Genomic DNA, 15,822 nt, shown 5'->3' on the forward strand with positions numbered 1-15,822 from the left:
ACGAGCCGATCGCGCTACTGGCTCCCACCGATGGGAAGAAAGATCCGCCCTTGGCTGCGTCCTGGCTGATACGCTTGCTCAATCCTCCGCCCAGAGCCTGAGCAAATTCGACTGTGTCTTGGCGAGAAGATCCATTTCCGGGGTCTTGCCGAGCCTTTCGTACAAACCGTGCCGCGCCGTCTCCAGATCGAACAGCAACTCGCGCGCAGCAGCATCACGCACGAGGCTGCGGACCCAGGTCACCGCCGCCAGCCGCTCGCCCGCCAAGACCGGCGCGACCCGGTGCAGCGACGTCGTCGGATAGACCACCGCAGAACCCGCAGCGAGCTTGATGTCCTGTTCCCCAGCAGAGGACTCGATGACCAACGCGCCGCCGTCATAGGCGTCGGGCTCCGACAGGAAGACCGTGACCGACACATCCGTCCGCATCCCGCCCATGATCGCATCGTCGACATGGCTGCCATACTCCATGCCCGGCGCGTAGTGGCTGAACAGCGGTGGCCGGACGACATGCGGCCGCGTCGCCATCTTGAACAGGCGGTTGTCCAGCAGCCGGTCGACCACGCATTGCTGCATCTCCGCCAGCAGCGGATCGTCACGATCGACCTGCTCGTTGCGTTTGACCGTGCGTGCTTCCCGGCCAGCCGTCTGACGGCCGTCTACATAGCGAACCTCACCAAGCTTATCTCGTAACCATCGGAGATTGTTGGCGTCTAGAACGTTGGCGATGATCAGCAACATGGGAAATCCTTGGTTCCGACGTGGAGCGCACAGGCCCCCTAACGGTTTCACGCCCTACGGCGAAAACGGGATAAAAAGCATATGCGTATGAAATTGTGGGTTGGTGTCGGCGCGTTCGTCGTGGCGCAATCGGGTCAGGCCGTTCTCACCGAGGCAGCCGCCCTGCCGCTGTCCGCCGCTGCCGATCAGCGTGGTGAAGGGGGCGAAAACGAACGTGGCGAGGGTGAAGGTGAAGGCGAACGTCATGTCGTGCGGCGCACGAACGGGCAGCATATCGTGAAGAACCCGCGGCGCGCGCGGGCCGCACAGCAGCATCGCGGACAGCGCGGCGAAGGCGAAAGCGAAGGGGGCGAGAACGAACGTGGCGAGGGTGAAGGCGAACGCTAACAGGGCCGTGCACGAGCACGCCGGACTTACGCTTGCGACAACCAGCCGGTACGGTCATCGTTGAGCACCCACAAACCGGCAGCAGCGCGCTCCGGCCATATTCGCACACACCCCGAGGAACTCCTTCATGCCAGCGACCTCCCGCATCGCGATCGTCGGCGCTGGCCATGTCGGAGCCACCACCGCCTATGCGCTGATGCTCCGCGGCCTGATCGCCGAGATCGTGCTGATCGACCAGTCGATCGACCACGCCATCGCCGAGGCCACCGACATCGCCGATGCCAATGCGGTCGCGCGTCCGGTCCGCATCTGGGGCGGTGATTATGCCGATGTCGCCGATGCCGGCATTCTTGTGATCACCGCGGGTGCATCGACCAAGGATGGCGAGGCTCGTACCGCTGTTGCGGCCAGAAGCGCCAAGATCGTGCGCGAGTGCGTGCGGCAGGCGATGGATGCCGGGTTCGACGGTGTCCTCGTCGTGGCCTCCAATCCCGCCGATGCGATGGCGCAAGTCGCCCAGCAGGAATCGGGTCTGCCGCCGGAACGCGTGATCGGGACCGGCACGCTGCTCGACAGCAACCGCTTCCGGAAGCGTGTGGCGGATGAACTCGGCATCGCGCCCGGCGCGGTCGAGGCGCAGGTTCTGGGCGAGCACGGCGACAGCGAAGTCGTCGCCTATTCGACGGTTCGGATCGGCGGCATGGAGCTCGACGCGTTCTTGGCTGGACAGGCGTTCGACCGCGCGCAGATCGCGCACGACGTGATGCGCGCGGGCTACACAATCAGCGAAGGCAAGGGCTACACCTCCTTCGGCGTCGCTTCGGCGATCGTTCGCATTTGCGAGGCCGTCGTGCGCGACGAGCGGGTCGCCCTGCCCGTCTCCACGCTGCTCACCGGCGAATATGGCATCGACGGTGTCTATCTCAGCCTTCCCTGTCTGATCGGCGCGGGTGGCGTATCGCGCGTCCTGACGCCTATGCTTTCGGATCAGGAGCAGACGGCGCTGCTTGCGTCTGCCGAGGTGCTGCGGGAAACTCTGCGCCATGCCGAAGGAAGCGACTGAAAGCCGCTCGCGGCAGAGCGTCGGCTTCGATCGGCATCGGCCCGGCGGTGGGCAAGTCGCTCACGCCGGGCAGCAATCTCCCTCAACTCGTCAGGCGCTCGGCGAGAAAATCGACGAACGCGCGCACGCGCGCGGGCGTGTTTGTCCCGCCGACGAACACCGCGTGGATCAGTTCGACATCGCCGGGGTTCAGTTGCTCGAGCACGGGAACGAGCCGACCGGCGGCGACGTCGTCGACGACGCTGAACGCACCGACGCGGGCGATGCCGACCCCGGCGGCGGCCAACTGTCCCAGCGTTTCGCCGTTATTGGCCTCGATCGACCCTTTCACGGTCAGCGCGACATCCTGACCGTCGACGCGAAACGGCCAGACGGGCTCGACGCGGCGGAAATTGAAGTTGAGGCAATTGTGTTGGTGCAGGTCTTCGGGGCGAACCGGCGTGCCGCACCGCGCCAGATAGTCGGGCGCCGCGACGATCATCCGGCGGCTTTCGCCAAGCTTGCGCGCGGTCAGCATGCTGTCGCCCAGCGGTCCGAACCGGATCGCGACGTCCGCCTGCCCCGCTGCCACGTCGACGATCGTGTCGGTCAGCGCGAAGTCGATCAGGATGTTGGGATACGCCTGCGCGAATGCGCCCAGCAGCGGCACGACGCGCAATCGCCCATGCGACAGCGCCGCGCTGATCCGCAGACGCCCGCGCGGCGCACCCTGGTCGGCGATCTGCTGCTCGGCGTCGTCGAGATCGGCGAGGATCCGGCGTGCGGTCTGCAGATACGTTTGCCCCTCCGCGGTCGGGGTCAGCGCCCGGGTCGAGCGCAGCAACAGCCGAACGCCGAGCCGCGCCTCGATCCGGTCGATCGATCGGGCCACCGCGGATGGCGTCAGCCCCAGCACACGTCCTGCACCGGAGAAGCTGCCTTCACGCATCACCGCCGCGAACACTTCGAGCGCCCGGGCACGATCCGCCCCCATTCCCATCTTTGCGTCCATGTCAAAAATCCTTCGCGTCACCGACCTCTAATAACGCGTCCACCGCCAGTCCATCTATGCCTCAACGGAACAGTCGGGGACACGGAAATGGATTATCGTCAATTGGGGTCATCAGGGCTGCGTGTGCCCGCGCTCGTCGCAGGATCGCCACGATGAAGCTCAATCCCGGCCTGCTGGCCCTGGCCGTCGGTGCCTTCGGCATCGGCGTCACCGAATTTGCCCCGATGGGCCTGTTGCCCGTCATCGCAGGCGATCTCGGCGTATCGATCCCGACCGCGGGCCTTCTGATCAGCGCCTATGCGCTAGGCGTCGTGCTCGGCGCGCCGCTGATGACGCTGACGACCGGGCGGGTACCACGGCGAACATTGCTGATCGCGCTGGCCGGTATCTTCACCGTCGGCAATCTGCTGGCGGCGGTGTCGACCGGCTACGGCATGTTGATGGCCGCGCGGATCCTGACGTCGCTCAACCACGGGGCCTTCTTCGGCGTCGGCTCGATCGTCGCCGCCAGCCTTGTGCCGGCCGAACGCCGCGCGGGGGCGGTCGCGGCGATGTTCATGGGGCTGACGATCGCCAATGTCGTCGGCGTGCCACTCGCGACCTGGGCGGGCGACCATCTCGGGTGGCGGTCGTCCTTCTGGGGAATCTCCGCGTTGGGGATTTTGACCATGGCAGCATTGCGCCTGACCCTCCCCGCACTGCCCGCGCCGACGGGCGGCAATGCGATGGCCGAACTGCGCGTGTTGACCCGGGGGCCCGTCCTCGGTGCGCTTGGGCTGACCGCGGTGGGCGCAAGTGCGATGTTCACCGTCTTCACCTACATCACGCCGATCCTGCGTGAGGCGACGCAGGCCTCGCTCGGCTACGTCACCGCGATGCTGGTGACCTACGGCGTGGGTCTTACACTGGGCAACTGGCTCGGCGGGCGGTTTGCCGATCGCTCGGTCGACCGGACGCTGATCGTGACGCTGGCGGCGCTTGCCGCGATCCTCGTCGCGTTTGCGATGCTGATGTCCTTTGCGGTGCCGACCGCAATCCTGATCTTCCTGTGGGGCGTCGCGAGCTTCGCGCTCGTCCCGCCGCTGCAGATCCGCGTGATGCAAGCCGCGGCGGATGCGCCCAACCTTGCCTCGGCAATGAACATCGGGGCGTTCAACCTTGGCAACGCGATCGGCGCGGCAGTCGGTGGTGCGGTCATCGCGGGCGGGCTGGGATATCCCGCCGTGGCACTGGCGGGCGCGGTGGCATCGGCGCTGGGCTTGGTGGCGGTGATCGCTAGTGCCAAGGGGAAATCGGCAGCCACCCACGCCGTGGCACAGGAATGTCGATAACGATCTGCGCCTGATGTAGTAACGGCCCCGGATCCGCCGCCTTCCCCGGTGGCACAGGCACGGAATCGACCGAAGCATGGCGCGCAAACATTCGAAACACGGCGGGTATGATGATGCGCAGCACGACGAGGATGCGCCGGTCGAGATAGCGCCCTGCTGGTTGTGTGGTCGTCCCCTGGGCAAGACGATCGTCTGGCATCATCCCGTCCCCAAGAGCCGCGGCGGTCGTGACGTCGTGCCGATGCACCCGATCTGCCAGCAAACGGTGACGGCCAATTTCACCAACGCCGAACTCGAGCGGCACGGCATGAACGTCGAGGGGCTTCTGGCCGAGCCGGCGGTGCGCAAGTTCGTCGACTGGGTCGCCAAGAAGGAACCCGATTTCACCGCGGGCAACACCAAGAAACAGCGCTGACCCTTCCGGCCTTCCGGACGATCACGGTGGCGTTATAGCATGGCTTCCACCGCATCGCGCAGTGCGGCAACCACCGCCGCGATCGCTTTGGCGTTGGGATGGACCTTGTCGGCCAGGACCATGTCCGGATGCCCCAGCACCCCGGGCGGAAAGAACGGCCGCACCGTCGCGCCATAATCGGCAGCCAGTTCGGCATGAATACCCAGATACGCCGCGGCCCGGTCCCGCAGGATGGCCGGGGGCGCGACCGTCGTCAGCAGCACCGGGATCCCGCAATCTTGCAAGCGCAGCAACGTCTGCGCGAGGTGCGCCCGGGTACGCGTGGCAGGGACTTGCCGCAAGACGTCGTTGGGCCCGACCTGCACGATCGCCAGGTCGGGTCGCTGCGTGAGGCCCGACAGGATCCCGGGCAAACGTCGCTCGACGTCCGCGCTAGTGCTTCCCGACACGCCGGCGTTCAGCACGTGTGCACCCGGAAAGCGGACCTGCAACGCCGCCTCCAGTTGCGCGGGAAAGCCGTCCGCTGTGGCAAGGCCATAGCCGGCGACCAGACTGTCGCCGAGCGCGAGAATAAAGGGGGGTGTTGTCATCGAGCCGTGTGAGATGGGAGGTCGCGGTTCGAATGTAAGATGCCCACCAGATCGTCGGCATGGTCTGCCAACATGCGGACCCGACGGGGGGAGTCGCGACGTCGCCGCCATTGCCACATCGTCAAAGTTTATTGCTCCGATGTCTCGAGCCGGACCTTTACCGCGCGGCGGGAGTATCGCCTCTATCGACACGGTTGCACAGAAAGAGGCCAGCGGATGATCGCAGCGGACGTTTTCACCACCCTGGACATTGAACTCAAACCGGATCCATCACGCACCGTCATTCGCCCGTTCAGTTTCGAATACCCGTCCGCCTTCGAACAACAGCCGACCCGTCTGCAGGAGGTTGCGGCGCGCGTGATGGCGCTGGAGCCTGCCACGCGGGATCGCATGCTGCGTCTGCTGACCGACTCGATGTCCGTGCGTCATCGCAACGTCGACGATGGCTTCCTCCGTCGCTTCGCCGAGGTGAAGGACAAGCTCGGCGACGTGCAGGTCGAGGAGGAGCGCGACCAGCTGTTGCTGGGGGCCTATTACAGCCAGGAATATGCGTTCGAGTCCGCCGCGCTGTTCAACCCGAGCATCGTCACCTTGCCCGATCAGGATCCGAACGATGACAGCGTGCGCTTCATCGTGTCGCTGCGCGGGGTTGGCGAGGGTCATATCTCGTCGGTGACGTTCCGGACCGGGACCTGGGACGGGGGCACCAACCTCGTCGTCGATCCGCCCAGCGAACAGGGGGTTCCACCGCGGATCGAGAGCGACAACGATGGCTGGGTGCGGATGCGCGCCGACGACAGCGAGGACATTTCCGAAACCGTGATCTTCCCGATCCTCCCGAGCCAGCGGCAAGGCGTCGAGGATCTCCGGCTCGTGCGCTTCACCGATCATGACGGGGTAGAAAGCGTCATCGGGACGTACACCGCCTATGACGGCAGTTCTGCGCGCGCCGAGCTTCTGCGCGGCATCGACCAGCGCACCTTCGAGATGCGCGCGCTGACGGGGGAAATGTCCGGCTACAAGGGCATGGCGCTTTTCCCGCGTCGGATCGACGGTCGCTTCGCGATGATCGGCCGGCAGGACAGCGTCAACATGTGGCTGCTCTACTCCGACGATCTCTACAATTGGGACGAGGGCACCCGGATCATGGGACCCAAATACCCGTGGGAGTTCGTCCAGATCGGCAATTGTGGATCGCCGATCGAGATCGACGAGGGCTGGCTCGTCTTCACGCACGGCGTCGGCATGGTTCGCGGCTATTGCGTGGGTGCATGCCTGCTCGACAAGAATGACCCGTCGAAGGTGCTGGCGCGCACCCCCTCCCCGCTGCTGTTCCCCTCGGCCGAGCAACGCGGCGGCTATGTCCCGAACGTGACGTACAGCTGCGGCGCGTTGCTACACGGGCGGCGGATCTTGTTGCCCTATGCGATCGGCGACGAATATAGCGCGTTCGCGACGGGCAGCGTCGATGACCTGCTGAGCGTGATGGAACCGTAATTCGGCGGATATCGGTTGCAGGGGCACGTCGCTGCGTTTTCGGCGGCGATGCCCCTGCACCCCGTCAGCACGCCTGTCGTGTGCGTTCAGCGATCATCGCGCTGCCACGGGATCGCCGTAGAAGATGCCCCGCCCGTCCGTGCCCAGATAGACGCGCCCCTCGCGCCGGGGATCCCCCGAAACGACGCGGTAGCGTCCGCCCCAGCGATGCGCATCATCGTCGATCCGCGACCAGGTCTGTCCCATGTCGACCGACCGCCATACGCCACGGATGCCTTCCAGCGTTCCGACCGCAAAGACCGCGTTCTTTCCCAGTCCGAACAGTTCGACCTGCAGCGCACCGCTGGCCGGCGCGAAGCTGACGCCACCATCCGTACTGCGAAACAGCCGCTCGCCCGCCTGCAACCACAATATGCCCGAACGGCCGGGGTCGACCACGAGCGCGCTCTGCGCCTCGCGGCCATGGCGGCCCGCAGGGGTCAGATCGGCGGGCAGCCCCCCGCTCGCCACGGGGGCAAAACTGGCGGCAGCATCCCGCGAAACGAGAACCCGCCCACGCGCGATATCGACCGCGTAGAAGATACGCGGATCACGCTTGTCAGCGACGGCGCGGGTCTTGCCGGGCAGCCCGCGCACCACCGTCCAGCTTTTGCCGCGATCCCTCGACACCTGCGGCACCGGGGTTCCCACCACCATCGTCGCGCCATCGGCGGAAACGGTGATCGGCCAGTCGCCGTTCAGATCCTCGCGCCTGGCCGGATCACCCATCGGCGGCAGCGTCAACGCCGTCCAGGTCCGGCCGCCATCCTCGGACCGCCCCATCGACGCCTCCCGCGGGCGATCGAGGTACAGGCTTCCGCTGCGGACGATCACTTTGGGGGCAAGCCCGGCGTAATCGATCGTGTTGGTGTTCGACATGTACGGGTTGATGAAGGTCGGTTGCGGCGAAGCCGTCAGATCGTCGTGGACGAACCCGGCAAGGTCGCCGAAGCCCGAAATCAACGGCGCACCACCGGTCGGCGAGACCAGCGTGATGATCGCGGTCTGCTCGATCCCCTTGGTCCAGGGTGCCCAGCCCACATCCGCCTTGCCCAGAGAGCGGGTTGCGTAGACGGTCGCGCCGGTCGTGTAGGCGACATGTCCCGGATCGAACGGATCGATCGCGAGGCCCGAGATCCAGTGCCCGAAATCGGCGCCCTTGCCTTCGTGCAGCAGGAAGGGCGTCTCGGACACGTCGCGCCGACTGCGCGCGCCGACATCGTCCCAGTGACCGCCGTCGTCGCGACTGACCCACAGCGAGTCGCCGTGGCGGTACCGATCCACCGTACTGATCGCGACGGTGCCGGGCGCCATGGCCGAGACCGCGACGCCAAGGAACGCACCCTCCGCGCCGGTCTCGCGCCATGCCGCAGGGGTTACGTCCCGGCCGGTTCCATCGGGAGCATAGCGCCACACCGCCCCGGTCCTGATCCCGCTCGGCCCGAGCCCGCTGGCATAGCCGACCCACAACACACCACGGGAATCGATCACGCCCTTTGCCGCGAGCAGTGCCGGGCCCGGCGCGGCGACCCACGTCTTGCCGCCATCGTCCGAGCGAAAGAGATGCACCTCCCCCGGGTCGGCGACACCCGCCCAGATCCGGCGCGATCCCGTGCCCCCGCCGCCGCTCGTCGCGTCGATCGCGACGAAGGCCACGCCGCCATGCGTCTTTCGCGACGCGGGCCGTCCGAGCCCCGCGACCGGAAAGGTCGTCACCTTGCGCCAGGTCGCGCCAGCGTCGTCGCTGCGCCAAAGCCCGTCATGCCGCGAGCCGAAGAACAGGCGCTGCGGATCGTTGGGATCGACCGCGAGCCGCTCACCGAGCCCACGGCCATCCTCGTTACCCCCCATCGCGAATGGCACGGGGGTGACCCGCCACGTCTGTCCGCGATCCGCCGACCGCAGGATCGCGGCGGGTTGCCCGGCGTTCATGCCCGCGGCCATGGTGACGATGTCGGGATTGCGCGGATCGGGCGCGATGCTTTCGATCCCCATATAGCTCGGCGTCGCATTGCCGTCCTGCAGCGGGATCCAGCGCTGCACCTTCGCATCCCAGCGATAGGCACCGCCCATATCGGTGCGAAGATACGCCAGGCCGCGCTCTGCCGGACTGAACACGATGTTGGGCGCATAGCCCCCTGCCCCTACCTTCACGTTGGTCCAGCGATAGGGCGCCGTCCGGTGCGGCCCGGCTGAAACCGACTGCCAACCCGAACCCGCCAGCGTGATCGCCACCACTGCGGCCAGCGCTTGCAACCCTGCCGCCGACGTCATTCGGATCATGCCGGTTCCCGCAGAGGCGCTGCGCAATGCTGCGCGATGAACTGGTCCTGCGTCGGCATCGCAGCGGCGGTCTTGTCGATCATGTCGCGGACATGCGCCATGAACCGCGCCGTCTCGTCCGCCGGCAGTGTCGCCGCCAACGGGTCGAACGACCGCGGCTGAATCCCCTGGCCAAGCAGGACCGCGATCCAGCTGTCGGGCGTGAACAGATCGCCCTGCTCGCGGAACACGCGCCCCTTGCCGGACCACAGCGCCAGCTTGGCCTCGAGCGACGCCGGCAGCGTCATCGTCCGGCAATGGTCCCAGAACGGCGCGTCCGCGCGGGTGGTCGCGTGGTAATGGAGGATGATGAAGTCGCGGATCTGCGCATACTCGCGCAGCATCACGCGGTTATATTCGTCGATCTCGACCGCCGCGAACTCGCCATCCGGGAAGAGGCTCATCAACCGCGCGATGCCCGACTGGATCAGGTGGATGCTGGTCGATTCGAGCGGTTCGAGGAACCCACCCGCCAGCCCGATCGCGACGCAGTTCTTCTCCCACAGCCGATCGCGCCGACCGGCCACGAACCGCAGGGGCCGCGGCTCGCCCAGTGGCGCGCCATCCAGCCCTGCGAGCAGCGCCGACCGTGCGGCGTCGTCATCGCTATGCGCGCTTGAATAGACATAGCCGTTGCCGACACGGTGCTGGAGCGGAATGCGCCAGCGCCATCCCGCAGTGTCAGCGGTCGCGCGCGTGTACGGCATCGGCGGAGCGTTGCGTGCGCTCGGCACGGCCCAGGCGCGGTCGCACGGCAGCCATTGCTGCCAGCTCGTAAACGGAACCCCAAGGGCGTCCCCGAGCAGCAGCGAGCGAAACCCGCTACAGTCGATAAACAGTTGTCCATCGATCCGTCGGCCATCCGCGAGCCGCACCGCATCGATGAAGCCGGTGTCCGCATCCCTGTCCACCGCGACCACCCGCCCTTCGACGCGGACGACCCCGTCACGCTCGGCCAAATCCCGCAGGAAGGCGGCATAAAGCGTGGCATCGAAATGGAACGCATAGGACAATGTCGACAGGACCGATTGCGGATTGGTGCTCGGTCGGGTGAACCGTCCGCGTCGGGCCGCCACCTCGGCCAGGCAATAAGCGCCGATCGGCCCCGGATCGGGCGCACCCGAAGCACGCTGACGCAGCCAGAGATGATGGAAAGCCACGCCTGCAACATCGCGGCCGTGCGTCCCGAACGGGTTGAGATAGGAGTCCCCAGGCTGCGCCCAGTCGCGAAACTCGATGCCGAGCTTGAAGGTCGCGGCGGTTGCGCGGATGAACGCGTCCTCGTCGATCCCGAGCATCGCGTTGAAGTCGAGCAGCGACGGGATCGTGGCCTCGCCGACGCCGACCGTGCCGATCTCCTCGGACTCGACCAGCGTGACCGACACGCCCCCCGCAACGAGCCGGGACAGTGCCGCAGCGGTCATCCACCCCGCAGTACCGCCGCCCACGATCACGACCTTGGTGATCCGCGAAGGCTCCGCCGTCACGCTGCTACCCGTGCGCCGAAGCGGTGCGTCTGCGCAAAGGTGACGAGATCGCGGTTCGACGGAAGATTGGCGATCGCAAAGTCGGCCTGCCGCCGCACTTCGGCGAACGCGCGCCGCGCGTCCTCATGATAGCGCAGCGCCCCCGCCTTCGCGCTCAGGTCGGTCTTCCAGCCCATGCCGTACAGGACGTACTGCCAGCTCGCGTCGGTGAAGATGTCGATCTGCCCGTCGATGTCGAGCTCGTTGGGCGGGCGGAAGCGCCAGCGGTCGAGCATTTCGAGCAGGCTGTCGGGAACCGAGGCATCGTCGACATTATCGCGCCAGAACGCGCTGTCGCGCCGCTGCGAGATGCAATAATGCAGCTTGATGAAATCGAGCGCGCGTTCGTAGCGGCGCAGCATGTTCGCGTTGAACTGGCGCGCAGACGTCTCATAGTCGCCGCCCCAGGGGAACAGGTTGGCGATCATCCCCGCCGACACTTCGGCGAACGCGATACCGGTTGCCTCCAACGGCTCGAAGAACCCGCTCGACAGCCCGACCGCGACGCAATTGTTGACCCAATTGACCTCGCGATAGCCCGCATCGAACTTGAAGTGGCGCACCTCGGCATCCGCCCCGGCGGCACCGAGATAGCCGCGCAACACGCGCTCGGCGGCGTCGTCGTCGCTATGGTCGGAGGAATAGACGTGCCCGATGCCGCGCCGGCGATCGAGCCCGATGTCCCAGATCCACCCGGATTCCTGCGCGGTCGAGATGGTATAGGAAGCGATCGGATCGTTCGGCCGCGCATAGGGGAGTTGCGCGGCGATCGCGCGGTTGCAGAACAGCACGTCGCGGCACGACTTGAACGGCACGCCCATCGCCTTGCCGATCAGTTCGGCGCGAAAGCCCGTGCAATCCACATATAGGTCGGCGTCGAGCACGCCATTCTGCTCGGTGCGCACACCAGCGATCGATCCGTCCTCGGCAAGCAGCACCTCGCCGACGGTATCGGTCAGGTGCCGGACGCCGTTCCTGATCCCCTGCTCGCGCAACAGCCCGGCAAGCGCGATTGCGTCGAAATGGAAGGCGTAATTGAGCGGCCCGACGTAATCGGGGTTGGTCGGCAGCTTGGGCGCGCGATGCCGGTCCGCCGCCTTCTTCTGCGGGTTGGACACCTCATCCCAATTCTCAGGGCCGCCAAGCCCGAGCAGCCAGTAGGGCAACAGGTCGAGCCCGTCGCTCGCGTCCGCGACCTGGAACGGATGCGAGTAATGATCGGTCGCGCCCTGCCCCGGCGTATGACGCCAATGCGCGAACTTCGCGCCCTGCTTGAACGTGGCCCCGCACCGACGGACGAGCTCCGCCTCGTCGATGCCGATCGTCTCGAGCGTGCGGCGGATCGTCGGGAACGTCCCCTCCCCGACGCCAAGAACACCGATGTCGCGCGACTCGACCAGCGTGATCGAAACCCCGCCCGCAAGATCGGCCCCCAGCCGTTTCGCAAGATAGCCCGCGGTCAGCCACCCGGCGGTGCCGCCGCCCACGATCAGGATCCGCTTGCGCATCGCGCCCTCCGCTTGAGTGCCGGCCGACATCAGGTCGGCCGACACCCCATCATCGTCAGAAGGCCAGGTTGATGCCAGTGCTCAGGCGGCGATCGGCCTGGAACCAGCTACGACCCACCAGCTTGCCACCGGGATACCCACCCATCAGCGTCCGCTGCGTCGAGGCGGTCAGGTTGGTCGCCTGCACGCCGAACGACAACTGATCGTTCACCTTGAACCGCACACCCGCGTCGATCGAACCATAGTTACCGCCGTAGATCGGCAAGGCGATCTGCGTGGTCGTATCGTTGCCGCCATCCTGATTGTTCACGACGCCGGGCGCAGTGTAATAGCTGTAGGTGCCGTTGGTGCCGTTGCTGTTGGTCGACAGCAGATATTGCGAACGCCACGAATAGGCGACGCGCAACGAAACCGGGTTACGCTCATACAACAACGTCGCATTCAGATTGTGCTTCGACAGCCCAACCAGCGGCGCATCGTTGCGGATCGCACCGGTGATGTCGCGGTAGACGTCGCCCGGATTGCTGCTCTTGATGAAGGTGTAATTGCCCTCGAACCCGAACCCGGCAAGCGCGCCGGGCAGCATGTCGAGGAAGAAGCGGCCGCCGACCTCGACACCCTTGACGTTCGCCGCCTTGGTCGAATTGGTATAGTCGGTCGCGGACGCCGTGACGTTCTCGGTGCTGCCGTCGGTGAACTGGACCGTGACCTGCCGGTTGGTCAGCGCGTAGATTGGCAGGTTGGTGAGCCGCTTGTAGAACGGGGCGATGTGGAACGACGTCCCCACGCGTCCGTAATATTCAAGCGAGATGTCGAAATTGTTCGACAGCGTCGGCTTGAGCAACGGGTTGCCGGTGTCTGCGGTAAAGTTGTTGAACGTCCCGATGCCGCCGGGAGTCTGGCTCGGGGTCGTCGCCACGCCAATCGAACCCGATGCGCGCAGTGCGTTGAAGGTCGGCAGATCCATCGTGATGTTGTAGCCGCCGCGGACCTTGATCTTGTCGGTCGGCGAATATTCGAGATTGACCGACGGCAGGACGCGCGTGAAGTCCGCCTTGCCGCCGCGGGCGAGGAACGTGTTCGCCAGCGTCCGCTGGACGCCGTTCTGGATGAACACCGTCCCGCCATTCTGCTGGATGAACCCGCTGCCCTCATTCTCGATGTGCACGACCCGCACGCCGACGTTGCCCGAGACGCCGCGCGCGCCATCCTGAGGTCCGAAACGAACCAGCGCATAGCCCGCGATATTCTGGGTCTTGTTGTCGACCTGATCGCCCGGAAGGACGAAACCCGGCTGACGGATGGCCAGCGTGCCGTCCGCGTTGAACTGGCCGCCATAGCCCGTGCTCGGCAGAGGACCCGACGCCGAACAGTCGAACTCGCGCCCGGTGCAGAAGCCCGCCGGGGGTGCCGTCACCAGCCCGGTGCGGTTGACGTTGAACCGCGACGCAAGATTCTCCGATGCGAACATCAGGTTACCCGGCGACGCTGCGTTCCCGCGGAAGAAGTCCTTGAAGGCATGGGTGGCAACGTCACCCGCTGCGGCGTTGGCGTAAGTCAACTGCGGATCGCCGTTCCAGCCACGGCCAAGCGCCGTCCAGTTATAGCCGTTCGAAAGATCGCGCTCGGTCCGCTTGGCGTAACGCCCGCCGACCTTGACCGACCGGAAGAAGCTGTCGTCGAACTTGTATTCGGCGTCGAGCTGGGCTGCGTCGAGCCGCCCCTTGTTGCGTTCGTTGTGCGGCATGGAGGCCGTCCAGAAATATTTGGAAGGATCGGCGAACCCCGCCTGCGCCTCCGGCCCGACGCTGATCTGGGGCAGATCCCCGCGCAGGTCGATGCCATAGCTCTGACCGAAACCGATATCGCGGAAGATGTCGATACGATCATAGACCTGGCTGGAATCAACCCGCTGGAGCGAGCCCTTGATCGACAACGGACCATCCTTCGGCGCCCAGGCGAACGACAGCGAGTAATCGCGCGTCACCGTGTTGCTCTGGACGAAACCCTTGTTACCGCTGCTGTTGACCGCCTGCCCCGTCGGCTGGAAGTTGCCTTCCGCGCTGACATCACGGTTGAACAGCGCGTTCGTGCTGGTCAGCAGGCCATTGCTGTCGAACGTGCTGCTCGCCGGATCGACTGCGAGCGTCTGCGAATCGAGCTGGGTGCCATAGTCGCTCGACTGGCTCTTGTAGCGTGACTGGAAGAAGCTGCCGGTGAAGGTCAGCGATTCGGCGGGCTGCCACTGCGCCGCGCCGTAGATGCCGTAGCGTTTGTACTGAAACGCCTCGTCACCGTACGCAAAGCCGCTGGGAACGTACCGATCGTTGCCATCGCTGAGCCTGGTCTTGAAATAGGGGCTGGTGCGGATGAACTGCGACAGCGAGCTGAACTGGCTGAACGCCACGTCGCCGAGCAGCCCGATCCGCCCGATCGGCGTCTCGAACGAATCCGTTACCAGGATCGAGCCCGACGGATCGACCTTGTTCGCCATGTCGCCAACCGCGAGTTCGCCCGTGCCCGCGACATGGAACTTGCCGTTGAAGTCGAACGGCATCTTGGTGCGCAGATCGATCTGGCCGCCGGTGCCGCCTTCGATGAGATCCGCCGTCGACGCCTTGTAGACATCGACCGCCGACATCAGTTCCGGCGTCACGTCGCTCCACAGGATCGCACGACCGTTGTTCGCGCTGAAGATCTCGCGCCCGTTGAGCCGCGATGCCACGCCGGTCAGGCCACGCACCTGGACGCCCGAACCCTGGACCGAATAGTGATCGGGATCGCCAAGCGCGGCGAAACGGACGATCGACACGCCCGAAACGCGCTGCAAAACTTCGGTGATCGAGTTGTCGGGCAACTTGCCGGCATCATCGGCGACGATCGAATCGACGATCGTCTCGCTGCGGCGCTTGCGCTGGTCAGCGGCTTGCAGCGCGGCGCGGCGTCCGGTGACGACGATATCGCCCGTGGTTTCAGCGGGCGCGGGCTCGCCGATTTCCTGCGCAGGTGCTGCGGCCTGAGTCGTGTTCGGCGCGATCGCCTGCGTTTCGGCTTGTGCCCAGGCACTTGCGCTGGTGCCGGCGGCAAGCAACGCCGCCATCGACACGCCCGCGCGCATCGCGAGCACGCCGCGCGACTGCCGGCCAAGATTAAGTGTGAACGCCTTCATATATCCCCCCTGCGCGCCGCCCCCCACAGGGCGGTGCCATCGTCAAGATTGGCGCACCTTATAAAAGTGCTTCCATCCGCGGCTGTTAGCGGTACCGCATTTATAGGACAACACCGTTTTCATATTTGCGCCAGCAATGTCACGGACCTGTTGTCAAATTGTCGCACGGGTCGCGCGTCATCCGGCGCATCCGTCGGGGCGAAATGGATGGGCATATTGCCGAACGACGCCGGAAGCGGTGAT

At 65.8% G+C, this 15,822-nt stretch carries 12 protein-coding genes; 5 read left to right on the plus strand and 7 right to left on the minus strand.

The window, feature by feature from the left end; translation table 11 throughout:
* Nucleotides 1-78 precede the first annotated feature (78 nt).
* Nucleotides 79-738 carry a Fe2+-dependent dioxygenase gene (locus AC3WJR_RS07935; RefSeq protein WP_492723716.1) on the minus strand — a complete coding sequence of 220 codons (660 nt, stop codon included), beginning with the start codon at nucleotides 736-738 and terminating at the stop codon, nucleotides 79-81.
* An 84-nt stretch (nucleotides 739-822) separates the two neighbouring features.
* Here AC3WJR_RS07935 and AC3WJR_RS07940 point away from each other — a divergent pair, with 84 nt between their 5' ends.
* Nucleotides 823-1,128, plus strand: a complete 306-nt coding sequence (locus tag AC3WJR_RS07940; RefSeq protein ID WP_492723718.1) for a hypothetical protein — start codon at nucleotides 823-825, stop codon at nucleotides 1,126-1,128.
* A 127-nt stretch (nucleotides 1,129-1,255) separates the two neighbouring features.
* Nucleotides 1,256-2,191, plus strand: coding sequence for an L-lactate dehydrogenase (locus tag AC3WJR_RS07945; protein ID WP_492723720.1), 936 nt, complete (start codon nucleotides 1,256-1,258; stop codon nucleotides 2,189-2,191).
* An 82-nt stretch (nucleotides 2,192-2,273) separates the two neighbouring features.
* Here the strand turns inward: AC3WJR_RS07945 and AC3WJR_RS07950 are convergent, their stop codons facing one another.
* The gene (locus AC3WJR_RS07950) at nucleotides 2,274-3,182 is read right to left on the minus strand and encodes a LysR family transcriptional regulator (RefSeq protein WP_492723722.1); all 909 of its coding nucleotides are present in this window, start codon (nucleotides 3,180-3,182) and stop codon (nucleotides 2,274-2,276) included.
* Nucleotides 3,183-3,334: 152 nt separating this feature from the next.
* On the opposite strand from AC3WJR_RS07950, the gene AC3WJR_RS07955 reads away from it, so the two are divergent.
* Nucleotides 3,335-4,513, plus strand: coding sequence for an MFS transporter (locus AC3WJR_RS07955; RefSeq protein WP_492723724.1), 1,179 nt, complete (start codon nucleotides 3,335-3,337; stop codon nucleotides 4,511-4,513).
* Nucleotides 4,514-4,589: 76 nt separating this feature from the next.
* Nucleotides 4,590-4,928: a hypothetical protein gene (locus AC3WJR_RS07960; protein WP_492723726.1), complete on the plus strand. Its 339-nt coding sequence runs from the start codon at nucleotides 4,590-4,592 to the stop codon at nucleotides 4,926-4,928.
* A gap of 32 nt (nucleotides 4,929-4,960) precedes the next feature.
* Here AC3WJR_RS07960 and AC3WJR_RS07965 read toward each other — a convergent pair whose 3' ends face one another.
* A complete protein-coding gene (locus AC3WJR_RS07965; protein ID WP_492723728.1) occupies nucleotides 4,961-5,518 on the minus strand; it encodes a GDSL-type esterase/lipase family protein in 558 nt (185 codons plus the stop codon).
* A gap of 216 nt (nucleotides 5,519-5,734) precedes the next feature.
* On the opposite strand from AC3WJR_RS07965, the gene AC3WJR_RS07970 reads away from it, so the two are divergent.
* The gene (locus AC3WJR_RS07970; protein ID WP_492723730.1) at nucleotides 5,735-7,015 is read left to right on the plus strand and encodes a glycoside hydrolase family 130 protein; all 1,281 of its coding nucleotides are present in this window, start codon (nucleotides 5,735-5,737) and stop codon (nucleotides 7,013-7,015) included.
* Nucleotides 7,016-7,108: 93 nt separating this feature from the next.
* Here AC3WJR_RS07970 and AC3WJR_RS07975 read toward each other — a convergent pair whose 3' ends face one another.
* Genes AC3WJR_RS07975 through AC3WJR_RS07990 form a run of 4 tightly spaced genes read right to left on the minus strand, consistent with a single transcriptional unit; the run spans nucleotide 7,109 to nucleotide 15,579 of the window.
* Nucleotides 7,109-9,337 (minus strand): sialidase family protein, encoded by a 2,229-nt coding sequence (locus AC3WJR_RS07975; RefSeq protein ID WP_492723732.1) that lies wholly within the window; start codon nucleotides 9,335-9,337, stop codon nucleotides 7,109-7,111.
* Nucleotides 9,334-10,863: a tryptophan halogenase family protein gene (locus AC3WJR_RS07980; RefSeq protein WP_492723734.1), complete on the minus strand. Its 1,530-nt coding sequence runs from the start codon at nucleotides 10,861-10,863 to the stop codon at nucleotides 9,334-9,336. Before AC3WJR_RS07980 ends, AC3WJR_RS07975 begins: the two co-directional genes overlap by 4 nt.
* A complete protein-coding gene (locus AC3WJR_RS07985) occupies nucleotides 10,860-12,410 on the minus strand; it encodes a tryptophan halogenase family protein (RefSeq protein WP_492723737.1) in 1,551 nt (516 codons plus the stop codon). The genes AC3WJR_RS07980 and AC3WJR_RS07985 overlap by 4 nt, the downstream gene beginning before the upstream one ends.
* Nucleotides 12,411-12,465: 55 nt before the next feature.
* A complete protein-coding gene (locus AC3WJR_RS07990) occupies nucleotides 12,466-15,579 on the minus strand; it encodes a TonB-dependent receptor (RefSeq protein WP_492723739.1) in 3,114 nt (1,037 codons plus the stop codon).
* Nucleotides 15,580-15,822 lie beyond the last annotated feature (243 nt).

The sequence above is a fragment of the Sphingomonas sp. FW306-05-A genome (genome assembly GCF_058782275.1).